The sequence below is a fragment of the Synechococcus sp. O70.1 genome (assembly GCF_047462215.1).
Taxonomy (GTDB): Bacteria; Cyanobacteriota; Cyanobacteriia; order Thermostichales; family Thermostichaceae; genus Thermostichus.
Genome location: NZ_JANSIT010000004.1, coordinates 54,150 through 76,498 on the forward strand (window position 1 = coordinate 54,150; position 22,349 = coordinate 76,498).

General features: G+C 59.3%; 24 protein-coding genes and 1 tRNA gene. 8 read left to right on the forward strand and 17 right to left on the reverse strand.

Going from position 1 to position 22,349, the window contains the following annotated elements:
• The first annotated feature begins 5 nt into the window (after positions 1-5).
• Positions 6-1,313 (forward strand): glutamate-1-semialdehyde 2,1-aminomutase, encoded by a 1,308-nt coding sequence (gene hemL, locus NW833_RS03360; RefSeq protein WP_414395291.1) that lies wholly within the window; start codon positions 6-8, stop codon positions 1,311-1,313.
• A gap of 241 nt (positions 1,314-1,554) precedes the next feature.
• On the opposite strand, the gene NW833_RS03365 is transcribed toward hemL, so the two are convergent.
• Positions 1,555-1,627 (reverse strand) — tRNA-Arg (locus tag NW833_RS03365).
• A gap of 141 nt (positions 1,628-1,768) precedes the next feature.
• Between NW833_RS03365 and NW833_RS03370 the strand changes: the two genes are divergently transcribed.
• Entirely contained in the window at positions 1,769-2,251 is a 483-nt protein-coding gene (locus tag NW833_RS03370; RefSeq protein ID WP_414411545.1) for a hypothetical protein, read from the forward strand.
• Between the two features lies 1 nt (position 2,252).
• Here NW833_RS03370 and rpsT read toward each other — a convergent pair whose 3' ends face one another.
• Complete coding sequence (gene rpsT / locus NW833_RS03375; RefSeq protein WP_414411546.1) at positions 2,253-2,558, reverse strand: 30S ribosomal protein S20; 306 nt, start codon at positions 2,556-2,558, stop codon at positions 2,253-2,255.
• Between the two features lie 89 nt (positions 2,559-2,647).
• Between rpsT and NW833_RS03380 the strand changes: the two genes are divergently transcribed.
• Positions 2,648-4,012, forward strand: a complete 1,365-nt coding sequence (locus tag NW833_RS03380; RefSeq protein WP_414395298.1) for a CRTAC1 family protein — start codon at positions 2,648-2,650, stop codon at positions 4,010-4,012.
• Between the two features lie 3 nt (positions 4,013-4,015).
• Here the strand turns inward: NW833_RS03380 and NW833_RS03385 are convergent, their stop codons facing one another.
• From NW833_RS03385 to NW833_RS03410, 6 genes are all read right to left on the reverse strand, one after another.
• Positions 4,016-4,309, reverse strand: coding sequence for a hypothetical protein (locus NW833_RS03385; RefSeq protein WP_414411547.1), 294 nt, complete (start codon positions 4,307-4,309; stop codon positions 4,016-4,018).
• Between the two features lie 84 nt (positions 4,310-4,393).
• Positions 4,394-4,522 (reverse strand): zinc ribbon domain-containing protein, encoded by a 129-nt coding sequence (locus tag NW833_RS03390; RefSeq protein ID WP_414411548.1) that lies wholly within the window; start codon positions 4,520-4,522, stop codon positions 4,394-4,396.
• Positions 4,491-5,051, reverse strand: a complete 561-nt coding sequence (locus NW833_RS03395) for an RNA-guided endonuclease InsQ/TnpB family protein (protein WP_414411549.1) — start codon at positions 5,049-5,051, stop codon at positions 4,491-4,493. Before NW833_RS03395 ends, NW833_RS03390 begins: the two co-directional genes overlap by 32 nt.
• 113 nt (positions 5,052-5,164) lie before the next feature.
• Positions 5,165-5,440: a hypothetical protein gene (locus NW833_RS03400; protein ID WP_414395304.1), complete on the reverse strand. Its 276-nt coding sequence runs from the start codon at positions 5,438-5,440 to the stop codon at positions 5,165-5,167.
• A 269-nt stretch (positions 5,441-5,709) separates the two neighbouring features.
• Positions 5,710-6,309 carry a DUF29 domain-containing protein gene (locus NW833_RS03405; RefSeq protein ID WP_414411550.1) on the reverse strand — a complete coding sequence of 200 codons (600 nt, stop codon included), beginning with the start codon at positions 6,307-6,309 and terminating at the stop codon, positions 5,710-5,712.
• Positions 6,310-6,317: 8 nt separating this feature from the next.
• Positions 6,318-6,749 carry a DUF29 domain-containing protein gene (locus NW833_RS03410; protein ID WP_414395310.1) on the reverse strand — a complete coding sequence of 144 codons (432 nt, stop codon included), beginning with the start codon at positions 6,747-6,749 and terminating at the stop codon, positions 6,318-6,320.
• 110 nt (positions 6,750-6,859) lie between these two features.
• Between NW833_RS03410 and NW833_RS03415 the strand changes: the two genes are divergently transcribed.
• A complete protein-coding gene (locus NW833_RS03415; RefSeq protein WP_414395313.1) occupies positions 6,860-7,156 on the forward strand; it encodes a DUF2470 domain-containing protein in 297 nt (98 codons plus the stop codon).
• A 69-nt stretch (positions 7,157-7,225) separates the two neighbouring features.
• Here NW833_RS03415 and grxC read toward each other — a convergent pair whose 3' ends face one another.
• From grxC to cobA, 4 genes are read right to left on the reverse strand one after another with little or no spacing between them, the layout of a single operon-like run.
• Entirely contained in the window at positions 7,226-7,486 is a 261-nt protein-coding gene (gene grxC / locus NW833_RS03420; RefSeq protein ID WP_099884243.1) for a glutaredoxin 3, read from the reverse strand.
• 36 nt (positions 7,487-7,522) lie between these two features.
• On the reverse strand, positions 7,523-10,309 hold the full coding sequence (polA, locus tag NW833_RS03425) for a DNA polymerase I (protein ID WP_414411551.1): 2,787 nt from the start codon (positions 10,307-10,309) through the stop codon (positions 7,523-7,525).
• Between the two features lie 44 nt (positions 10,310-10,353).
• The gene (gene menB / locus NW833_RS03430; RefSeq protein ID WP_414395320.1) at positions 10,354-11,178 is read right to left on the reverse strand and encodes a 1,4-dihydroxy-2-naphthoyl-CoA synthase; all 825 of its coding nucleotides are present in this window, start codon (positions 11,176-11,178) and stop codon (positions 10,354-10,356) included.
• Positions 11,179-11,214: 36 nt separating this feature from the next.
• Positions 11,215-12,723 (reverse strand): uroporphyrinogen-III C-methyltransferase, encoded by a 1,509-nt coding sequence (gene cobA, locus NW833_RS03435; protein ID WP_414411552.1) that lies wholly within the window; start codon positions 12,721-12,723, stop codon positions 11,215-11,217.
• 130 nt (positions 12,724-12,853) lie between these two features.
• On the opposite strand from cobA, the gene NW833_RS03440 reads away from it, so the two are divergent.
• Together NW833_RS03440 and NW833_RS03445 are read left to right on the forward strand one after the other, a co-directional pair.
• Positions 12,854-13,852, forward strand: a complete 999-nt coding sequence (locus NW833_RS03440; RefSeq protein ID WP_414411553.1) for an ABC transporter substrate-binding protein — start codon at positions 12,854-12,856, stop codon at positions 13,850-13,852.
• A 507-nt stretch (positions 13,853-14,359) separates the two neighbouring features.
• On the forward strand, positions 14,360-14,539 hold the full coding sequence (locus NW833_RS03445) for a hypothetical protein (RefSeq protein ID WP_414411554.1): 180 nt from the start codon (positions 14,360-14,362) through the stop codon (positions 14,537-14,539).
• 121 nt (positions 14,540-14,660) lie between these two features.
• Here NW833_RS03445 and NW833_RS03450 read toward each other — a convergent pair whose 3' ends face one another.
• The 3 genes from NW833_RS03450 to NW833_RS03460 all read right to left on the reverse strand — a co-directional run bounded on the left by NW833_RS03450 (position 14,661) and on the right by NW833_RS03460 (position 17,697).
• Positions 14,661-16,241, reverse strand: coding sequence for an NAD(P)H-quinone oxidoreductase subunit 4 (locus NW833_RS03450; RefSeq protein ID WP_414411555.1), 1,581 nt, complete (start codon positions 16,239-16,241; stop codon positions 14,661-14,663).
• A gap of 192 nt (positions 16,242-16,433) precedes the next feature.
• Positions 16,434-17,435, reverse strand: coding sequence for a pyruvate dehydrogenase (acetyl-transferring) E1 component subunit alpha (gene pdhA, locus NW833_RS03455; protein WP_414395329.1), 1,002 nt, complete (start codon positions 17,433-17,435; stop codon positions 16,434-16,436).
• Positions 17,436-17,478: 43 nt separating this feature from the next.
• Positions 17,479-17,697: a hypothetical protein gene (locus NW833_RS03460; protein ID WP_414411556.1), complete on the reverse strand. Its 219-nt coding sequence runs from the start codon at positions 17,695-17,697 to the stop codon at positions 17,479-17,481.
• Positions 17,698-17,711: 14 nt separating this feature from the next.
• On the opposite strand from NW833_RS03460, the gene NW833_RS03465 reads away from it, so the two are divergent.
• Positions 17,712-18,533 (forward strand): phosphatidate cytidylyltransferase, encoded by an 822-nt coding sequence (locus tag NW833_RS03465; RefSeq protein ID WP_414405087.1) that lies wholly within the window; start codon positions 17,712-17,714, stop codon positions 18,531-18,533.
• Here the strand turns inward: NW833_RS03465 and NW833_RS03470 are convergent.
• Positions 18,523-18,969 (reverse strand): putative iron-sulfur cluster-binding metallochaperone, encoded by a 447-nt coding sequence (locus NW833_RS03470; RefSeq protein WP_414411557.1) that lies wholly within the window; start codon positions 18,967-18,969, stop codon positions 18,523-18,525. The genes NW833_RS03465 and NW833_RS03470 overlap by 11 nt on opposite strands.
• A 59-nt stretch (positions 18,970-19,028) precedes the next feature.
• On the reverse strand, positions 19,029-19,439 hold the full coding sequence (locus NW833_RS03475) for a heavy metal-responsive transcriptional regulator (RefSeq protein WP_414395338.1): 411 nt from the start codon (positions 19,437-19,439) through the stop codon (positions 19,029-19,031).
• 170 nt (positions 19,440-19,609) lie between these two features.
• On the opposite strand from NW833_RS03475, the gene NW833_RS03480 reads away from it, so the two are divergent.
• On the forward strand, positions 19,610-22,348 hold the full coding sequence (locus NW833_RS03480; RefSeq protein WP_414411558.1) for a valine--tRNA ligase: 2,739 nt from the start codon (positions 19,610-19,612) through the stop codon (positions 22,346-22,348).
• Position 22,349 lies beyond the last annotated feature (1 nt).

Sequence of the window (22,349 nt, forward strand, 5' to 3'; positions counted from 1 at the left end):
CTACTATGACCAGCACTCTTCGTCCCACTTTTAATACCGCCCGCTCCAGAGAGATCTTCGCCCGCGCCCAGCAGTTGATGCCCGGCGGGGTTAGCTCACCGGTGCGCGCCTTCAAGTCCGTGGGCGGGGATCCCGTCGTGTTTGACCGAGTCTCAGGGGCCTACGCCTGGGATGTGGACGGCAACCAGTACATTGACTACATCGGCAGTTGGGGGCCAGCCATTGTGGGCCACGCTCACCCTGAAGTCATCGAGGCATTGCGGCAGGCTCTGGAGAAAGGCACCAGCTTTGGCGCCCCTTCTGTTCTGGAAAACGAGCTGGCGGAGCGGGTGATCGAAGCGGTGCCCAGCGTGGAGATGGTGCGCTTTGTGAACTCCGGCACCGAAGCCTGTATGGCAGCGCTGCGCCTGATGCGGGCCTACACGGGCCGGGAAAAGGTGATCAAGTTCGAGGGCTGCTACCACGGCCATGCGGACATGTTCTTGGTCAAGGCTGGCTCGGGAGTGGCTACTCTGGGCCTACCGGACTCGCCAGGAGTGCCCAAGGCGGCTACTAGCGCTACGCTGACGGCTCCCTACAACGACCTAGAGGCGGTCAAGGCGCTGTTTGAGCAGTATCCTGATTCGATTGCCGGCGTGATCCTCGAGCCGGTGGTGGGCAACGCTGGCTTTATTCCACCGCAGCCAGGCTTTTTGGAAGGCTTGCGCGAGCTCACCCGAAAGTATGGCGCTCTGCTGGTGTTTGACGAGGTGATGACCGGCTTTCGCATCAGCTACGGTGGCGCCCAGGGCAAGTTTGGCGTCATCCCTGACCTGACCACTCTGGGTAAGGTCATTGGCGGTGGCCTGCCGGTAGGCGCCTATGGCGGTCGGCGGGAAATCATGGAGATGGTAGCGCCCGCGGGGCCAATGTACCAGGCGGGTACGCTGTCCGGCAACCCTCTAGCCATGACTGCCGGCATCAAGACGCTTGAGATTTTGCGCCGCCCAGGCACCTATGAGTATCTGGAGCGCATTACTGAGAAGCTGCTGACAGGGCTGCTGGAGATTGCCCGGGAGACTGGGCACGAAATGTGCGGAGGTTATCTGCCGGGCATGTTCGGCTTCTTTTTCACTGCCGGCCCAGTGCGCAACTACGAGGAAGCCAGGCAGTCAGACTTGCAAAAGTTTGCCCGTTTTCACCGCGGCATGCTGGAGCGGGGGGTGTATCTGGCGCCCTCGCAGTTTGAGGCGGGCTTTACTTCCCTGGCCCACACGGAGGCTGATGTGGAAAGAACCCTGGAGGCAGCGCGGGAGGTGCTGCGGGCCCTCTAGGCTCCTGCACTCGCTCTGGGCAGCGTTGGATTGGGGAGACCAGAGCCAGGTTCTTCCCTGGAGGCGGCTTAACGCTCTTCCCAGCCTTGGAGGGTAGGGGTTCTTCCTCTTGGCAAGCTACAGGGAGTGCATAGGGGTGCCCTAGGCAGAGGCCACTGCCCCTGGGAGGCACCGTTGCTCCAGCCCTCGTTCTTCAAATACGGCTAGAGGCCAGCTCCAGCTTGTGGAGAACTTTGCCTAGCGCCTTGCGCAGGACTCGAACCTGCAACCATCGACTTAGAAGGTCGGTGCTCTATCCATTGAGCTAGCAAGGCAGAATCCAGAGCCATTATAGCCTTGGGAAGCTTGCCTACCGGAAGGTCGGTTGCCCCAAGGGTCGTCAAAGAACCTTTAGCCCTATGATGACAAAGGCTTGCTTTCAACAGGTGCCTTCTGCGCCTACAGGAGGGATCCCTATGCCACTGCCCCCTGATCCTAGCTTCGTTGAGGAGAAGAAAGCCGTTCGCGTCCCTCCCGGCCTGGAATCCCTCTCGCCGGCGGCTAGACGCTTGCTGCGGCTCTACCACGGCGGCAGTTTCGTCTTTTTGGGCCTGCTGTGGCTGTTGGTCGGGATCCCTAGTCTTTGGGCGCTGCGGGCAGATCTCCTCCGCCTCTGGCAACACTTCACCTGGACGGGCCTGCGCTATGCCCTCTTTTACCGCCCTAGCTGGCCCACCTTTGGCCTGTTGCTTTGCGTCAGTTTCACCGTAGGGATCCTAGTTGCCCAAAGCCGCTACGAGCTGTTTGGGCTTTACCCCTTCGAGCGCCAGATGCTCGAGCAACAGTCCCGCTGGATCCTGTCTTTGCCTGCCTGGCACCCTCTGCGGCGCTGGCTGGTGTGCACCCTGGATCCCTGCCAACAGAAGCCATCCCGGCTGGCAAGGCCTCCCAGATGCTGACCTAGGAGGGGCTAGGAGCAGCAGCTATCGAGCGTTGCACAATCCGGGACAGACGAGCCTTACGACGAGCGGCGGTGTTTTTGTGCAGAACGCCTTTTTGGGCCGCTTTGTCGATGCGGCTAAAGGCAGCGCTCATTGCCGCCTGGATCTCTTGCAGGGTTTCCGACTGAGGGTTGGCCGCGTAGGCAGAAGAGAGGGAGATCACCTTTTTCATGAGCGCGCGCACCATGGCCTTGGTAGCCTTGTTGCGCAGTCGGTTTCGCTCGGCAATCTTGAGGCGCTTGATAGCGGATTTGGTACGTGGCATGGTTGAAAGGGAAGAACAGCGAAGATCTAGCATACCATCAGAGCCTAGAGTCCCACGAGTTCCTCCCCCAGCCGTCGGACGGGATCCCCATGTTTTGCGATTGCAGCTCCCTCATCCAGTTCAACCCGCCTGCCCTTTTCTATGGGGTTGCCGTTTGCGACTTGGATCGGGACGGGGCTTTTGAGCTATTTGTGTGTGGCTTCCGCGGCCCGAACCGGGTTTTGAAGTGGAACGGGCAGGCGCTGGTGGATCTGGTGGACGACACCCTGGCCGATGCGGGGCGCATGGCCATTGGGGTAGCTGCTGGCGACTTTGACGGTGACGGCCAAGAAGAACTCTACGTTTTGAATACCGATACTTTCGGCGGGCGCAAGCGCTTTGGGGATCGCCTCTTCGACTGGCAGGGCTCCCGCTGGGTGGATCTGTTCTCGCTGCCCCACAACCAAGATGCCCTCAACCTCACTGCCGGACGCTCGGTGGCCTGTGTGGATCGCCTGGGCCGGGGACAGTACGGGTTCTTCGTCGCCAACTACGGCGGCCCCATGCGTCTTTACGAGCTGGGCTCCAACCAGATGATCGCTGATGTAGCGCCCGAGGCGGGGGTGAACCGGATTACAGGTGGGCGAGGGCTGGTGGCCGTGCCTCTGGTCTCCCAGCGGATGGATATTTTCGCCGTCAACGAGCAGGGGCCCAATTTTTTGTTCCGCAACCGCGGGGATGGCACCTTTGAGGAAATCGCCGCCGAGGTGGGGCTGGCGGATCCCAACGAGCACGGGCGCGGCGTGGCAGCAGTGGATCTGGATGGCGACGGGCGGCTGGACTTGGTGTACGGCAATTGGGAAGGGCCGCATCGCCTCTGGATCCAAACCCCCAGTGGCATTTTCAAAAACGTGGCTCCCCCCGAGCTGGCCAGGCCCTCCCGCATCCGCACGGTCATCGCTGCCGACTTCGACAACGACGGCTACCCGGAGCTGTTTTTTAACAACATCGGTGAGCCCAACCGCCTGTTTGGCTGGCGCTCCGGCTCCTGGCAGGCTATCGATATTGGGGAGGCGGCTGAGCCCCAGGGACTGGGGACAGGCGCAGCGGTGGCGGATGTGGATGGGGATGGGCGCCTGGAGCTGCTCATTGCCCACGGGGAATCGGGCGCCCAGCCTCTAAGCTTTTACCGGCCCCTGGCTAATGCCAATAACTGGCTGAGGGTCTTGCCCCTAACTCGCCAGGGATCCCCAGCCCGCGGCGCTCTGGTGCGGCTAGTAACTCCTGGCCGCCTGCAGATTCGGCCCATCGATGCCGGCAGCGGCTACCTCTGCCAAATGGAGCCGGTGGCCCACTTTGGCCTAGGATCCGAGACGGTAGTCAAGGAAATCCAGATCCAGTGGCCGGACGGGAAGGAGGTGCAAGTGGTCAACCCCCCCGTTAACCAGCTCCTGCGGATCCCCTATCCTGGCTAGTCGCTAATCTGAAACATCGAACCCCACTTGGTGGGCAACTTGGATTCTGGCCCAGATCTGCTGCCAGCGATCCCAATCTGTGATCATTGATGCAACGTAGCCCCGCCCCATAGAGAAGTTGGGCTTTTTGACTGAGGTTGAAGCTGTTGGTGTGAGGGCCACATCTGAGCCCAGCCTGAGCAGAGGTTCGCCGTTGGTGAGGCGAAAACCATCGATCCCCAAGGGCAAAAACACCTCTCGAACCAGCGTGAGAATTTCTTCATCGGTCAAGCGCGCTGGGGCTTGCAGCCAGGTCAACTCTGCCTCGGCAGGCGCCAAACATAAAGCCGCTGGAAATAGCGCACCTGCTGGCTAACTAGCTCCTGCGGATCTCTATCCTATTCAGCTCTCCTGGCTTGATCTTTGCAGCGGCTTAGGTGCCGCAGCATGTAGCTTTCGAGCAGCATTCAGATCCCTGTCGATCTCCAGGCCGCACCTTTCACACCGAAACACCCGCTGGCAAAGTGGCATCTTCTGTCGGTGCCCACACCGTGAACACAGTTGGCTGGATGGTCACCACCACCAACTGACAGCCGTAGAGTTGGGCCTTGTACTCTAGCTGTCGCCGTTCGCGATAGCGGGACGGAGTCCTTAACTCATAGAAGCCACAATCGGCTAAAGATCCGGCCAGGCGGTGATTCTTGAGGAGGTTTTTTACCTGCAAGTCCTCAATCACCACCACCCGGTACTTCTTGGCCAAGTAGCTGGCCAGCTTGTGCAAGTTGTCTAGTCGTATGTCCGCCACCCGTTTGTGGGCCCTAGCAAGCTGCACCACTGCCTTCTTGCGGTTGGCGGATCCCTTTTGCTTGCGACTCAGCCGCCGATGCAGCCTCACCAAGCGCTTCTGGGCTTTGCGGTAGGGCTTGGGGTTATCAAACATTTCCCCACTGGCGCAGGTGGCCAGCTGGTTCCCGCCCGAGCCCACCCCTACCCCATCCCCCGTCTCCTCAACCTGCGGAGACAGGGCCTCGTACTTGTTCGCTTCAGCGGTGCGTAGCACTTAAGAGATGTACCACCGCCCAGCCCGCAGGCTGATCACGACGTTCTGGGGGGTGGCAGTAGGGGGGATCTCCGCACAGCGTAACCAGCCACTCACCAAGCGGGCCGGAGGCCTTAGATAGGTACCTTGATGCGGTTGCCGGAGATGTGGATGTTGCCTTCGAGATAAAAGCTGTCCCGTACCCCCTTGCGCTTGAAGCGGGGAAACCGGCCCAGTCCACTCCGCCAGCGTTTGTTCGCGTCAGCGGCGCGTAGCGCGCAGGCTTGCTCTAAGCTGCGGAGTGCCTGCTGCGGGGCGCACTTGGAGACTTGGTAGTACCAGGGGTTGGCCTTCTTGACCCCCACCACCAGCCGCTTGTGCAGGTCGTTCGCGACAGCGGTGCGGAGCACTTTGGCCGTGGGTAGTTTCGGCTTGGCCTCAATGGCCTGTTGGTAGATGGCCAGGCCCTAGTTGTAGGCACGGCGGGCTACACCGGCATGTTGGGCTGTCAGTGTCCGCTGTTTGTTGTTGAGCCTGAGCTCAGTCTTGCTCGCGTTAGCGGCGCGGAGCGCAAAGCCTAGCAGCACTTGCCCCCTAGAGGAACCCTGTCCCGCTAGCACGAGGAGGAATTCACTTCAGCTTTCGTGAGCCTTGAGGCCTGCCGTTGTTATTAAGATTCTCAGTGTGTTGGCATGAGCAGTGATAAGCTTCTCGGCCTGCTGGTGTCGGCCCTCCCAAAGCTCTGGTTGCAGCTCTTGGGGGACAGATTGGTCTGGACAACCCAGCTTTCTCTGTCAGGTTGCAAGAGGCGGCATTTCTCGAGGGCGAGCAAAGCCCTTTGAGCTGTTCTCATCCCGGGATAAAAGCCGAGATTTACCACTTGCTCAAGAGTGTAGGGGCACTCGGCGGGCAGGTCGTCTTCAGCAAGCGGTGTTTCCTTTACTACGAGCAGGATCCCGTCTTGGTAAGCCTCTGCCAGAGCTGCCGCCAGCTCCGGTTTGAGGCTAGGACTCTCTTTGAGGAGTCGCTGAATTTGGCGGCGTTGCTCGCTAAGGGTTGCTCGCCAGCTTTTACCTCGCAAGTGAGGTTGGAACTGCCATTTCAGCAAATGGCCTAGCAGGATCCCCAGTCGATTGACTAGTTCCCGGCGCTCCTGCCTGCCCAAAGCCTCAATTTCCTCTGCCAAATGAACTCTGTCCAGTCGCTCCAACTGCCCTGACCTCAGCAGTGCCGCCTGCTCCTGGGTCCAGGCATAGAAGTCGCGCTCGTAAAGCTGCATACTCACTCCTATTTTTCAGGGTAAAAGCTGGGATCCATCACTTGCTCAAACGTGTAGGGACACTGATCAGGCAAATCCTGTAGAGAGAGGGGCGTTTCTCTCACCACCAGGAGCAGTCCTTTGCGATAGGCCTTCTCCATCGCTTCAGCTAGATAAGATTTGAGGCTGGGACTCTCCGCAATGAGTTCCTGGATATCCTGCCGCTGTTCGATGATCGTAGCCTGCCAGCTTTTACCGCGAAGCTGGGGCTGAAACTGCCACTTGAGGAGGTGTCCCAGCAGGATCCCCAGTCGATTGACCAGTTCCCGGCGCTCTTGTCTACCCAAAGCCTCGATTTCCTCTGCCAAGTGCTCAGTATCTAGCTGCTCCAGTCGGCCCGTGCGCAGCAGCGTCGCCTGCTCCTGGGTCCAGGCATAGAAGTCACGCTCGTAAAGCTGCATGTCCACCCCCGTCTGGTTTCAGCTGCTGGGCCTTGCCTGTGAAAAGATTCGTTTGAGCCAAGAGTCCGCTAGACTAAAACCTGGACATCCCTTTTGCAACTCTCACTTCTATGGCCGACCCTCTCACCCCTCAGGTTAGCGAGCGCATCTGCAAGCACATGAACGAAGACCACGCCGATGCCCTAGCGCTCTATGCCAGAGTCTTCGGTCAGGTGGAAGGGGTGACCCAGGCCCGCATGCAGGCTATCGACTCGGAAGGGATGGACTTGCAGGTAGAGGTTGACGGAGCCGTACAAACGCTGCGCATTTCCTTTGATCACCCTCTCAAGGATTCCGAAGATGCCCACCACACCCTGATTGCCATGCTGAAACAAGCACGCGCTCGGGTTAAGCAGGGCAGTGTCTAGGCTGAGTCTCCTTGCCCGTGCATCTGTCTGCCTCAAGTAGCTAGCCGAGGCCCCGAGCAAGGGACGGATCTAGGTAGCCTGCTGCAGGAGCAGATCTAGCTTGCCCTGGGCCTCAAGGGCGTAGAGGTCGTCGCAGCCGCCGATGTGCTGGTTGTTGATAAAAATCTGGGGTACCGAACGGCGCCCGTTGGCCCGCTTGGCCATCTCCGCTCGCGCTGCCTCGTCCCCATCAATGGCGTATTCGATGTACTTGACTCCCTTGCGGTCTAGCAGTTGCTTGGCGCGAATGCAGAAGGGACAAAAACGCCATGTGTAGATCTCAACAGCCATAGGGAGAGAACGAACGCTTTCACATAGCCTAACATTTCAGTTGGCCTCCTTCCAGTTGTGGCCGATTTGGATATCCACCACCAGCGGTATGGAGAGGGGCACTGCCCCTTCCATTTCTCTTTGAATGAGTGGCTGTAAGTCCTGCCATTCTGAGGGCTCTACTTCAAACACCAGCTCGTCGTGAACCTGCAAAAGCAAACGCGAGCGAAAGTTCTGCAGCTTTTCCTGCAGGCGAACCATGGCCACTTTGATGATGTCTGAAGCGGATCCCTGAATGGGGGCGTTCACGGCAGCCCGCAGCTCAGCTTGCTTGCGATGGCCCGACAGCTGAGACAAATTGGGGAAATAGCGACGGCGGCCCAAGATGGTTTCCACATAGCCATGTTCTTCCACAAAGGCTTGGGTGGCGCGGAGATAGGCAAAAACGCCAGCATAGCGCTCGTTAAATCGCCGCAAAAATTCCTTGGCTTCTGCCAGAGATACGCCAGCAGTGCGGGCAAAACGCTGCGCCCCCATGCCGTAAATAACTCCATAATTGATTGTCTTGGCAAGGCGACGTTCTTCGCTAGTTACCTCTTGTTTTTCAAAGAGCAAGCGAGCGGTAAGGGTGTGCACATCTTCCCCTGAGCGAAAGCCCTCGATGAGCGTTGGCTCTTGGCTGAGGTGGGCCAAGATGCGCAGCTCAATTTGCGAGTAGTCAGCTGAGGCCAACAACCACCCCTCCTGGGGAATGAAGGCCTGGCGAATGCGGCGGCTGAACTCGCTGCGGATGGGGATGTTTTGCAGGTTGGGGTTAGAGGAGCTGAGTCGGCCAGTAGCGGTAACAGTCTGGTTGAAGTTGGTGTGCACCCTGCCCGTATCGCGTCTTACCAGAGCTGGCAGCGCGTCCACATAGGTGGATTTGAGCTTGGCCAGAGTGCGGTACTGGAGAATCGTTTCAACAACTGGGTGATCTCCTTCCAGCTTCTCCAAAACCGAGGCATCGGTGGAGTAGCCGGTGGCTGTCTTGCGAGTTTTTCGGATATCTAGCTTTAGCTTTTCAAAAAGCAGGGATCCCAGTTGCTTGGGAGAGTTGAGGTTAAAAACCTCGCCTGCTTGAGTGTAGGCTTTCTGCTCCAGAGTCTGCAGCTCTTTCTCCAGTTCCTGAGAAAACTGCTTGAGAAACTCAGTGTCGATGCGGATGCCGACCCACTCCATTTCTTCCAAAACATGAGCCAAGGGCAGCTCCACCTGGATAAAAAGATTCCAGAGACGTGGGTCAGTTTGCTGTAGCTTTTCGGTGAGGATGGGCACCAAACGATAGGCGCAGTAGGCGTCGGTTCCGCAATATTCTGCCACTTTGGCAATGGGCAGATCGGCAATGGACTCTGCTTTGCCCAGCAGCTTTTCGTAGTTGGTGGTGGGTAAATTTAGATAGGTAGCTGCCAAATCAGCCAAGTTGTGGCTAGCTTCTGGATTGAGCACATAGCTAGCCAACATGGGATCAAATTGGATCCCTTGTAGGCGAATGCCATGAGCGCGAAAAATGCTGAGATCATACTTGCAGTTTTGCAGGCTTTTGGGGCGACTGGGATCCTCCCAAATGGGCTGTAGGCTCTGTTTGACTAGGTTCCAGTCCAAGTTGGATCCCTGGCGGTGGCCAATGGGCAAATAGGCAACATCCCGCTCCGACCAACAGCAGCCAATCCCCACCAGTTGGGCGTCGCGGGGATCTAGACTCGTGGTTTCCGTGTCCCAGGCTACGATCCCGGAGCAAGCCAACAGCTCCTGCCGCAACCGCTCCAACTGCTCAGGGGTATCCACAATGCGTACCGGCGGCAGAGAAGGGGGGGGATGTGCAGCAAAATCAAACCAAAGGGCCTCGTCGTCGGCAGAGCCATTCTTTGAACCTGTCCTGGCTTCAGGGACTTGGGCTGGGATCCCGCCCAAAGTGGCTTGCAGCTTGCGCACTTGAGCAATGAAACTGCGAAACTCTAGTTTCTCCAAAAGCGGCAGCACTTCCGCCGGGTCAAACCCGGTCAGCCTCATGCTCTCCCAGTCGGGCAAAAGGGGGACATCACAGTGAATCCGAGCCAGAAATTGGGAGTGCTGGGCTGCGGCGATCCCTTCCTTGAGGTACTGCTGGACTTTGCCAGGGATCTCCTCCAGATGGTTGAAAATCTCCTCCAAGCTGCCGTAGCGCTGTAAGAGCTCTGCCGCTCGCTTGGGGCCGATCCCCTTGACGCCGGGAATGTTGTCGGAGGGGTCACCACAGAGGGCTTTGTAGTCGACCACTTGCCAAGGCCAGATGCCCAATTTCTCTTTGACCTCTTGGGGGCCAAATTCGCTGACGCGATCTTTGCTGTTGAGATGCAGAACCCGAATTCTTCCCTCGGGGTCAATCAACTGAAAGAGATCCTGGTCGCCGCTTAAGATCTGCACCCGATACTCTTGGGGGGCAAGCCTGCAGAGTGTACCCAGAATATCGTCGGCCTCAAAGCCGGGCACTGCCAAAATCGGAATGCGCAGCGCCGCCAACACCTGCCTGAGGTTTTCCACATCCTCAATAAACTCCGGCGGCGTTTCCGGACGGCCTGCTTTGTAGGTTTCATCGGCCTCGTGGCGAAAGGTGGGCTGCCGGGTATCAAAGGCAACAGCTATGTGGGTGGGGGGGTATTTCTCCAAGACCTCCAGTAGCGATTTCAAAAAGCCAAAGCTGACACTGGTCGGGATCCCAGTGGAGGTGCGCAAGCCCCCCTCGCGGCTATGGGCAAAGGCGTAAAAAGAGCGGTAGGCCAGGGAGTGGCCATCGACCAAAAGCAGCCTCGGAGGGTGGGAAGCCATCGGCCAAGACCAAGAACTGAGTCCAGCCTATCGTTTGCTGCCCCCTAGGGCCGCCAGGGAAACTGGCGAAAGTTGGGAGGACGCTTCTCCAAAAAAGCGCGTCTGCCCTCGGCAGCTTCCTCGGTCATGTAATACAAGAGCGTCGCGTCTCCCGCCAGCTCCTGCAGTCCCATCTGGCCGTCGCAATCGGCGTTGAAAGCAGCCTTGAGGCAGCGGATGGCCAGAGGACTGTGTTGGAGGATCTCCCGCGCCCAGCGGATCCCTTCGGCTTCCAGTTCCTCCACCGGCACCACCGCATTGACCAGGCCCATCTCCAGGGCTTGCGCTGCGGTGTACTGGCGGCAAAGAAACCAGATTTCGCGCGCTTTCTTCTGGCCCACCACCCGCGCCAGGTAGCTGGCCCCAAAGCCGCCGTCAAAGCTGCCCACCCGTGGCCCGGCCTGGCCAAAGATGGCGTTGTCGGCAGCGATGGTCAGGTCGCAGATGAGATGCAAAACATTGCCCCCACCAATGGCGTAGCCGGCCACTAGGGCAATCACCACCTTGGGCAGGGAGCGGATGATGCGCTGGAGATCCAAGACGTTAAGACGGGGAACCCCGGCCTCATCCAGGTAGCCGGCCTCTCCCCGCACGCTCTGATCCCCGCCGGCGCAGAAAGCATACTTTCCATCCGTATGGGGCCCGGCGCCCGTCAAGAGCACGACTCCAATACTGGGATCCTCCCGCGCATCCAGAAAGGCATCAATCATTTCGACGATGGTCTTGGGGCGGAAGGCATTGCGCTTGTGGGGCCGGTTGATGGTGATCTTGGCGATGCCGTCCGTCTTCTCGTAGAGGATGTCTTCGTAGAGCTTGGCCGTCTGCCACATGGTGTCCAGAGTCCCAACTGCCCTCCCATTATCCCGCTAGGGGGTGGCCCGGAGGAGGGATCCCAACAGCCCTTCCAGGGTGTACTCCTGAGCCACCACATCTGCCCGCCCTAAGACCTTCTTGCAGGTTTCCGCCGTTTTGGGGCCGATGGCGGCAATCTGGACCGGCGGATCCCAGACTTCAGGGCCTAGCCCTGCCTGGCGCAGGAGGTGGGCAAAATGCTGCACCGTTTTGGAGCTGGCAAAGGTGAGAATATCCACCTGGCGATCTTTGAGAGCCTCCACCACCTGGGGATCCGCCGCTGCCGGACAGGTCGATTGATAAGCGGCCACCTCCACCACCTCGGCTCCGCGTTGCCGCAGCCCCTGCACCAGCTCCTCCCGGCCTCCAGATTCGACGCGGGGAAAGAGGATGCGCTGCCCCTGCACCGGCTCCGGCCAAATGGGCAGCAAGGCTTCGGCCACAAACTCGGAAGGCATCAAATCTGGGCGGATGCCATACTGAGCCAGCATCGCCGCCGTTTTGGATCCCACCACCGCCACTTGCAGGGAGTGGAGCGCCCGGCTATCTCGCCCCTGCTGCTGCAGCCGCTCGAAAAAAGCCTGCACCCCATTGGCCGAAGTCAGCAGCAGCCAGTTGAACTGTTGCAAGTTGGCAATGGCGGTGTCCAGGGGATCCCAACTGCTAGGAGGCTGGATCACCAGGGCAGGCATCTCCACCACCCGCGCCCCCTGAGCCCGCAGCAGCTCGCGAAAAGCCGGCGACTGCCCCTCAGCACGGGTGACCAGCACCGTCTTGCCTGCCAAAGGAGCCGGTGGCGGCAACGGTGGGATCCCCAGCAAAAATTCCTGCCGCAGCCGCACCACCTCGCCCACTATCAATAGCCCCGGCAACCTTTCCCCAGCCTCCGGCTCTACCCCTTCCCCCTGCTGCAGCTCCGCCAAGGTGCCCACCCAAACCCGCTGCTCCGCCTGCCCCGCCCCCCAGATCAGGGCCGCCGCTCGCTCCGGCGGGATCCCCGCTGCCATCAACTGGGCCGCAATCTGCTGCCGCTGCCGGGATCCCATCAAAATCACCAGCGTATCCAACTGGGCCAGAGCGCCCCAGGGCAGAGCCTCCAGCTCATGGGCGGTGAGAACAGCAAAGGCGCGGCTCAGGTGTTTATCGGTCAACGGGATCCCAGCCCACAAAGGGCCGGCTAGGGCCGACGACAAGCCTGGCCAGATCTCAAACGGACAGCCTGCCTCCCGCAGGGCCTGCACTTCCTCACGGGCGCGGCCAAAGATCAAGGGATCCCCCGACTTGAGGTGAACCACCTGCTTGCCTTCTCGGCAGCGCTGGATGAGCCAGCGAATGCCCTCCTGCAAACCCGCTTCTCCGGAACGTCGCCACACCTGCGCCTGCGGGGGCAGCTCTGCCAACAGGCGCTCGTCCACCAGCTCATCCACCCAAACCGCCTCGGCCTGCCGCAGGATCTCCAGCGCCCCTTGCGTCAGACCCGCCCGCCCGCCCAGCCCCGCTCCCACCAGATACACCTTGCCCATGGGGATGTGTTGCTGTCTCTGGTCTCAACTATCCCATCCTGCCGCAAAAGCAGGATCTTAGCCCCCTCTCTCCAATCTTCCAGCTAGGCTAAGAAGAGCCCTGCCCCTTGACGGAAAAGCGTGGAAGCCCATGGCTAACGCCGTTGCAAAGCCTTGGCCGCGCCGGCAGTTTCTGGCTGCTGGAGCTGCTCTACTGGCGGTGGGAGCGGGATCCCGCCAATCCCGGCCTCTGCGGCTAGTAACCAACTGGTATGCCCAAGCCGAACACGGCGGCTTCTACCAAGCCCTGGCCCTGGGCATCTACGCCGACTACGGCCTGCAGGTAGAAATCCGCATGGGGGGAACGGCGGTCAACGTGCTGCAACTCCTGGCGGGGGGGGCAGCAGACTTCGTCCTCGGCGGCAGCCCTGACGCCCTGGCCGCCCTGCAATCCGGGATCCCGGTGCTCACCGTGGCTGCCTTTTTCCAAAAGGATCCCCAGTGTCTCTTGGCCCATCCGGGGGTGGGCATTGAGCGCCTAGAAGACTTGCGGGGCAAGCCCATCTGGGTCTCGCCAGGGGCCAACCTCACCTACTGGCCGTTCTTGCGGGCCAAATTTGGCTTCACCGACGACCAAAAGCGCCCCTACAACTTCAGCCTCACCCCCTTCCTGCTCGACAAGTATTCCGCCCAACAGGGCTATGTCACCTCCGAGCCCTTCCGCGTGCGCCAGGAGGGCGGTTTTGATCCCGTCGTCTTTCTCTTGGCCGACTACGGCTATTCCCCTTATGCCACTACCCTGGAGACCACCCGCCCCTTTGCCGAACAGTACCCTGACCAAGTGCGCAAGTTTGTGGCCGCCTCCATTGAAGGGTGGCAAAGCTACCTAGAGGATCCCCGCCCCGGCAACCGCCTCATCCGCGAGGACAACCCCAACATGAGCGAGGCCCTCTTGGCCTACGCCCACCAGGCCCTAAAAGACTACGGCCTCCTCACTGCCGGCGACGCGGCTACCCTGGGGATCGGCGCCATGACCCACCAGCGCTGGCAGACCTATTTTCAGGAAATGGTTGCCCTGGGAGTTGTCGAAGCTGGCTTGGATGTCCAGCAAGCCTACACCCTTGACTTTCTTCCTAGCCAGAGTGCTTAATACCGCCAAGCTTGGCGGCGTCGGGTGGGGCAGAGGGTCGTTGCCAAAGTGCGGCAGCACTCCGCCGAGTCGATAGCATTGAACCCTGCTAGACCAAGATGTATCTGGAGGGGGGATACTGGCGGGCTTCTTCTTGGTGCTCTCAGGACGGGATCTAGTCTGCGTACAGACCACCTCTCAACCGCTTTCTCCTCGGCGCCGCCCAGCAGCTGCACAGCTGTGAAGGATGGGTTCGCAAAGGCCTCTCCCACGATGAGATTTTGGATCGGCTCACCGTCAGGGTATCCCTACCCCCCTGGCAAAAATTTCGACCCTTTGTCAAGCTTCTCTGGCCCTCGCAGTCGGCAAGCGCCCAACTAACTGGCCCCTGGGATTGCAATTGCTAAGAAAGTTAGCTCTCCTTGGGATCCCCGCGTAATATATTTTTTCACACGCTCCCCGCCAAATTCGCCATCCTGAAAATAGGAGCTATCTCAAGCTTTGAGAGTTGGCGAGGGGAGAGAAAAAATGGAAGCCTGCGAACGTAGCCAAATCATTGCTTCGGAGTGGATGATCGACAGCCAAAACCCGGTTCACTCTATCTCCCGTCTGAAGCAGCGGGGAACCTACTCCGACATCACCCTATGGTGGCTGGTGGTGCAACTCAACCTGATGGAACACAACTCTATTCCTTCCGATCCTCGCTAGAGTTAACACCCCCAGCAGGGTTGAAGACATCCTCCCCCTCAAGTCCAAGCTCAAACATTAAAAAAAGCAAAAGAAGAGCTGAAAAGTACCAGCTCTTCCTGTTCAGCAAGCCGCAAAGTTCTCAGTTACGGGTGGGCAGCGCTGCTACCTGAGCTGGTTGCGCTGGCAAAAGGGGCCGCTGGGCAATTTCCGTTGCCAGGGCACTGCGCAAGTGGGCTGCCACCGCCACCGTTGTCACATCATAGCTCTGGATAGCCAAACGTGGGTAGAAGCCAATGCCAAGAATTGGCAAGAGCAGGCAGAGGGCCACTGCCATTTCCCGCGGGCGCAGATCGCCCGGGTACTCTTCCAGCACCAGGCTGGGATCCGAAGGGCCATAGAAAGTCTGCCGCAGCAGAGAAAGCAAGTAGACAGGCGTCAAGATAAGACCCACTGCCGCCAGCAGCGCCACCCCTGCTTTGAAGGCTGGTGCATAGGCATCGCTGGTGGTCAAGCCCAAAAATACCGTCAGCTCGGCCACAAAGCCGCTCATCCCCGGCAGCGCCAAAGAGGCCAAAGCTCCTGCCGTAAACAGGGCAAAGGTCTTGGGCAGTTGCTTGGCCAATCCTCCCAACTTCTCCAGAAAAAGGGTGTGGGTGCGCTCATAGGTGATCCCTGTTAGGAAGAAGAGCACCGCCGCGATCAGCCCGTGGGAGATCATCTGCAGCAGAGCACCATTAAGCCCCAGCTCCGTAAAAGTTGCCATGCCAATCAACACAAAGCCCATGTGGGCAATGGAGGAGTAGGCCAGCCGCCGCTTGAGGTGGTTTTGTCCCAAGGCCGCCAGCGCCCCATAGATGATGTTCACTGCCCCCAGCACCGCCAGCACCGGGGCAAAGTACACGTGGGCCTCCGCTAGGAGATTCGCGTTTAGGCGGATGAGGCCATAGCCCCCCATCTTGAGCAGTACCCCGGCCAGGATCATAGAAATGGGCGCCGAGGCTTCGCTGTGGGCATCGGGCAGCCAAGTGTGGAGGGGAAAAATCGGGAGCTTGACCCCGAAGGCCATGAGGAAAGCCGTATACGCCAAGATCTGCAGGGCCAGCGGGTAGGACTTAGCACCTAGCTCTGCCATCTCCAGGCTAAAGCCCTCGCCAGCAAAGGCCATTGTCAGGGATCCCACCAAGATAAAGATCGAAGCAGCGGCGGTGTAGAGGATGAACTTAGTGGCAGCATACTGGCGCTGCGGCCCGCCCCAGATGGCGATGAGGAGATAAACAGGCACTAGCTCAATCTCCCACATCAAGAAAAAGAGGAGCAGATCCTGCGCCAAGAACACACCCACCTGGGCGCCGTACAGGAGCAGCAGCAAAAAGAAAAATAGACGCGGCTTGTAGGCCACCTCCCAAGCTGCCACAATCGCCAAAGTCGTAATCAAGCCCGACAGCAGCACCAGCGGGAAGGACAGGCCGTCCACCGCCAGCGACCAGTGGAACCCGATCTGGGGCACCCAGGCGTAACGCTCGGCCAGTTGCAGCGAAAAATCCCGCAGGTCGTAGTGCCACCCAAAGATGTAGGCCATCAGGCCCAAATCCAAAGCCCCCACGGCAAGGGCATACCAACGCGCCCAGCGGCTCTGGGGAAGCAGGGGGATCCCGAAGGCACCCAGCAGCGGCAGGAGCACCAGGGCCGACAGCCAAGGAAACTCAAGAGGACTGCTCATGATTGAGAATAGGTACTTATACTCAACATCTCAATGATATGAAGCTATGTAAACAAATGGAAAGCAACCTTTACAAAAAAATCTGCGCAAGAGCGCAGACCTGGACAAGGTTTCTCTGATGGTAAGCATCAAGGCTTGGCAAGAGGGCGGCAATGGCGGCCCAAGTGCAAGCTGCACTGCCCCAATGCCTAGCTACTCATCCTCGGCAAAAACAAAGCGGTGCAATTCGTCCAGGGTGGGCTCTGGGCTTTCCAGGGCAAAAAGGACTGCGTCTTCCACTACGGCGCTCACTTTCTCGTGAATGGCCTGGAAGTCCGCCTCAGTCATCAAGTTGTGTTCCAAGGCGTAGCGCTCCAGGCGTTTGATGGGATCCCGCTGCCGCCAAAATTCCTTTTCTTCGGGGCTGCGCAGCTCGTCGGGGTCAGCCAGAGAGTGGCCGCGGAAGCGGTAAGTGAGGCACTCCAGGAGAGTGGGGCCTTCTCCGGCACGGGCGCGGGCGATGGCCTGTTGAGCTGCTTCCCGCACTGCCAGCACGTCCATGCCGTCTACTTGGTAGCCAGGCATGCCAAAGGCTGGGCCCTTGAGGTAGATGTCGGTTACCGAAGTGGCACGCCTGTGGGCCATGCCAATAGCCCAGAAGTTGTTCTCCACCACGTAGACGATAGGCAACTTCCAGAGGGCGGCCATGTTGAGACATTCGTAAAATTGGCCGTTGTTGCAGGCCCCATCCCCAAAAAAGCAGACGGTTACCTGGTCAGTGCCGCGGTACTTGGCCGAAAACGCTGCCCCTGTAGCCACAGGGATCCCTTCGGCCACAAAGGCATAGCCTCCCAAAAAGTTGTGCTCTGCCGAAAACAGATGCATGGAGCCGCCCCGACCCTTGCTGCAGCCAGTGGCCTTGCCGAAGAGCTCCGCCATCACCGCTCGCGGCGGGATCCCAGCGCTGAGGGCATGCACGTGATCCCGGTAGGTGCTGCAGATATAGTCGGTGGGCTTGAGCGCCTTGATCACCCCCGTGGACACAGCCTCCTGCCCGTTGTACAGGTGCACAAAGCCGAACATCTTGCCCTTGTAGTACATCTCGGCGCACTTGTCCTCAAACAGGCGGCCCAGCACCATGTCTTCGTAGAGCATTCGAGCCTCTTCGGCGGAGATGCGGGGACTAGCCACGGGAGGGGTAAGTTCCTGAACCATTCTGAAATTCAATTGAGGGTAACCCGTTCTTGCAGTTTTTCAATTATCCCACGCTCAGGAACACCTGCGATCCCGCCAACTGGAGATCGAGGGGGATCCCAGCGGTAGACTGAAAGGTTAAGGCAGGAGGCATTGCCGTTGCAGCAGCCACGTCGAAGTCAAAACTCCGTCCCGCTGAGGCGAAGACCTCAAGAGCAGGCACCCTGGCAAGGGTCTCGGGCGGCTGGGATCTCTCCCCCGAACCGGAACGGCTGGCCAACATAGCGGGGTGCGCCTATGGGAGCCCGTTGGGTTAGCGGTTTCGTGGCGGTGCTGTTTGCCCTGACGGTTACCCTGCTAGGGGGCTGGTACTTCACGGCAGCCCTTGGGCTGATTATTTTTCTGGCCCAACTGGAGTTCTTTCGGCTGGTACGGGCTAAGGGCAATGCACCGGCCATGCGCACCACCATGTTTTCCAGCCAGGTGCTGGTGATTTTGCAGCAGGTCAAGCCCGAGTGGACCAGCCCTGCTTTTATTGTGGCGGGATCCATCATCTGTTTTTATTTGCTCTTTAAGCCCAAGGTGGCCACCATTGCCGATATTGCCACCTCAATTTTGGGACTGTTTTACTGTGCTCTGCTGCCCAGTTTTTGGATTCGGGTCAGGGCTTTGTCTTTATCCAAGGGCATTGGCGAAGGGCTATGGATTACGCTGTTGGCCATTGGCTGTGTCATTGCTGCCGATGTAGCGGCCTACCTGTGTGGTCGGGCCTTTGGGCGCACCAAGCTCTCCACCCTCAGCCCTAAGAAGACGGTGGAAGGGGCAGTGGCCGGGATCGCAGCCAGCATGGCCCTGGCTATGCTGGGAGCCCACTACCTAAACTGGCCCTGGAGCTGGCTGAGCGGCAGCGTGTTGGGGTTTTTGATTGGGTTAACTAGCCTGCTGGGGGATCTCACCGAGTCCCTCATGAAACGGGATGCGGGAGTAAAAGACTCCGGGGATCTCATTCCCGGCCACGGCGGCATTTTGGATCGGGGCGATAGCTACGTCTTTACCGGGCCGCTGGTGTTTTACTTTATGGAATGTCTGGAATGGCTCAACGCCTATTTCAGCCAATAATCGGGTTTTGTTCCTCAGCCTTCCTTTGCCGCATCTCCAAGATGACTTGTCTGACGTTTTCCAGACAGCAAAATCCCTGCGGGTTGTTCACCTGACAGCCACAGCCCCTGGCTTTGATGTGGTCGGCAATCCCCTCGAGGATAGCCTGGGGCGTTTTGGATCCCTGGAGCTCTTGCCAAATGCGCCGGCGCGTCCATCCAAAACAGTAGCAGACAGGCACGTCCTCGCCACTTTCTTTTTGAAAGACGGGAACCTTGAGGTCGTCAACCCCAAAGCTTTGACCTTCCTCAGAAAAATAGACGACGGGGCAAAGGGGATCCCGACAAAACGCATAGCTGGCGTTAGCATTAAGTTGCTCCAAAGCCTGACAAGACAGAAGGCTCTTCAGCGTCATCAGTTGAATCGGGATCCCTTGCTCCCCGCTCTTTGGACACAAGGGCTTCCAAGCATTAGCAGAAAATGGGAAAAAGGGTTCTCTTGTCATGGGTTATTAAGCTATTGCTGTTGAAAGATAGCGCAAGAGGAACTTTTCTCCTGCTCAGAAAATTGTTGTTGACACTTTTCAATGAGTGTCGATAACTCCCCTCTGAGTTCCTGGAGATGGGCGATTGACTTGTCGATTTGTCTTAGTTTTTCAGTTAGCTTTACGTACACCTGCCAACAGGGCAGGGCTTGCCCGTTCTCCTGAAGCAGGAGCAATTCTTTGATCTCGGCCAGGGTAAGTCCCAAAGCCTTAGCGCGGGCAATGAAAGCTAGCCGCTCCAGCTCAGCTTCTCCGTAGAGGCGGTAGCCCCCCTCTGTCCTACGGGGCTTGGGGATGAGCCCCAGGCGCTCGTAGAAGTAGAGGGTTTGGGGGCTGATGCCCAACTTCTCGGCTACCTGACCCACCCGCAGCAGCTCAGACATGCCGGGTTCTCTACCCTCTCTCCAGAAGCTCTCTTAGCCTAAACCCTGTAGCTAACTACAAGGTCAAGAGAGATCCCCAGCAAAGCCCACCCCCCCAAAAGGAAACCCGACGGCTGGGAGTAAGCTTGCTAACCTAGTTAGGGTAGTCCTTTGAGCAACCCAGCCCCCGCATGACTGCTGCACCTTCCCTCGCCAACCTGCCCAGCCAGTACAACCCCTTCGAGACCGAGCCGAAGTGGCAGCGCTTTTGGGAGGAAAAGGGGTTTTACGTGGCGGATCCCAAGGCGCCGGGGGAAGCCTTCAGCATGGTGCTGCCCCCGCCCAATGTCACGGGCAGCCTGCACATGGGCCATGCCTTTGCCTTTACCCTGCCGGATGTGGTGGTGCGCTACAAGCGCATGCGCGGCTACAACGTCCTCTGGCTGCCGGGCACGGATCATGCCAGCATTGCCGTGCACACCATTCTGGAAAACCAACTGCGCCAGGAGGGCAAGAGCCGCTTTGACCTGGGCCGCGAGGCTTTTCTGGAGCGGGCCTGGGCCTGGAAGGAGAAGTCGCAGGGCACCATCAAAAGCCAACTGCGGCGGCTGGGCTTGTCGCTGGACTGGACACGGGATCGCTTTACTCTCGATGAGGGGCTGAGCCGGGCAGTTACGGAAGCCTTTGTCCGCCTCTACGAAGCAGGGCTCATCTATCGGGGCGAGTATCTGGTCAACTGGTGTCCGGCCACCCAGTCGGCGGTCTCCGACATCGAGGTGGACAACAAAGAGGTCAAGGGCCACCTCTGGCATTTCCGCTACCCCTTGGCCGCCGACCCCAGCCAGTACCTGGTGGTGGCCACCACCCGCCCTGAGACGATGCTAGGGGATACAGCCGTGGCGGTTAACCCCCAAGACGAGCGCTACCGCCATCTCATCGGCCAGTTTGTTCGGCTGCCCATCAAGGATCGCCTTATCCCCATCATTGCCGACGAGTATGTGGATCCCACCTTTGGGTCTGGATGCGTCAAGGTTACCCCAGCCCACGACCCCAACGACTTTGAGATGGGCCAGCGCCACCAGTTGCCCTTGATCAACATCCTCAACAAGGACGGCACCCTCAACGAGAACGGGGATCCCTTCACTGGCCTGGATCGCTTTGTGGCCCGCGAGAAGGTGGTGCAGTGGTTTGCCGAGCACGGCCTGCTGGAGAAGGTGGAAGAGTACACCCACACCGTGCCCTATAGCGACCGGGGGGGTGTGCCCATTGAGCCTTTGCTCTCCATCCAGTGGTTTTGCGATGTCTCGGGGATGGCAGCTCGTTGCTTGCAGGAGGAGCGGGAACACCACAACCCCCGCTTTATTCCGGAGCGCTGGACCAAGGTTTACACGGGCTGGCTGGAGAAGCTGCGCCCCTGGTGCATCTCGCGACAACTGTGGTGGGGGCACCAGATCCCAGCCTGGTATCCGGTCATCAACGGCCAGCTCCCTGAGGATCCCCAGGTTTTTGTGGTGGCTCGCAATGAGGAGGAAGCCTGGATCAAGGCGCGGGAGAAGTTTGGTCCAGAAGTTGAGCGGCTGGAGCGGGATCCCGATATTTTGGACACCTGGTTTAGCTCGGCTCTGTGGCCCTTTTCCACGCTGGGCTGGCCAGAGGAGACGGAGGACTTCAAGCGCTACTACCCCACCTCCCTGATGTCGACGGGCTTCGACATCATCTTTTTCTGGGTGGCCCGCATGGCCATGATGGGGGTGCAGTTTACCGGCCAGATCCCCTTCAAAGATGTCTACATCAACGGCCTGGTGCGGGACGAGCACGGGGCGAAGATGTCCAAGTCCAAGGGCAACGGCATCGATCCCATCGAGCTCTTGGACAAGTACGGCACCGATGCCCTGCGCTACGCTCTGGTCAGGGAAGTGGTGGGGGCTGGGCAGGATATCCGCTTAGCTTATGACCGCAAGACCGGCGAGAGCGCCAGCGTGGAGGCAGCCCGCAACTTTGCCAACAAGATCTGGAACGCCTCCCGCTTTGTGTTGATGAACTTGGAGGGACAGACCCCCGCCCAACTGGGATCCCCTGCCCCGGAAGCGCTGGAGCTGGCCGATCGCTGGATCCTCTCCCGGCTGCACTCCACAGCCACCCAAGTGATCGAGGAGCTGGAAGCCTACGGCCTGGGCGAGGGGGCGCGGCTTCTGTACTCCCTAATTTGGGACGACTTTTGTGACTGGTACATCGAGCTGGCTAAACCTCGGCTGCGGGGAGAAGACCTGGCCTCCAAGCGCACGGCGCAGCAGGTATTGGCCACCGTGCTGGAGACCATTCTGCGGCTGCTGCACCCCTGGATGCCCCACGTCACCGAAGAAGTCTGGCAACTGCTTACCCAGGCTAACCAGACTACTTCCATCTCGGTGCAGCCCTATCCCACCCCTGACCCCAGCTGGGTTAACCCCCAACTGGAGCGGGAGTTTGGCTTGGTCACCCAAGTCATCACCAGCCTGCGCAACCTGCGAGCGGAAGCTGGCCTCAAGCCCCATCAAACCATCGCCGCGCTGCTGGTTACCGAGGATCCTGAAGAGCAGCGGATTCTCACCGCCGCCCAGGCCTATATCCGCGAGCTGGCCAAGGTTGAGTCGCTGGAGATTGCAGGATCCCTGGCCACGGAGCCCAGGCAGGTGGCGGCGGCCGTGGTGGGCACGGTGCAGGTGCTGGTGCCCCTGGCAGGGCTGGTGGACGTGGAGGCGCTGCGGGCCAAGCTGCAGAAAGACCTAGCCAAACTGGAAAAAGAGGCCCAAGGGATCCGCACTCGCCTGGAAAACCCCAACTTCTTGAGCCGCGCCAACTCTGACGTGGTGCAGGCTAGCCGCAAGCAACTGGCGGAGCTGGAGGCCCAGATGCAGCTCTTGCAGGCCCGCTTGGAGAAGCTGGGCTAGG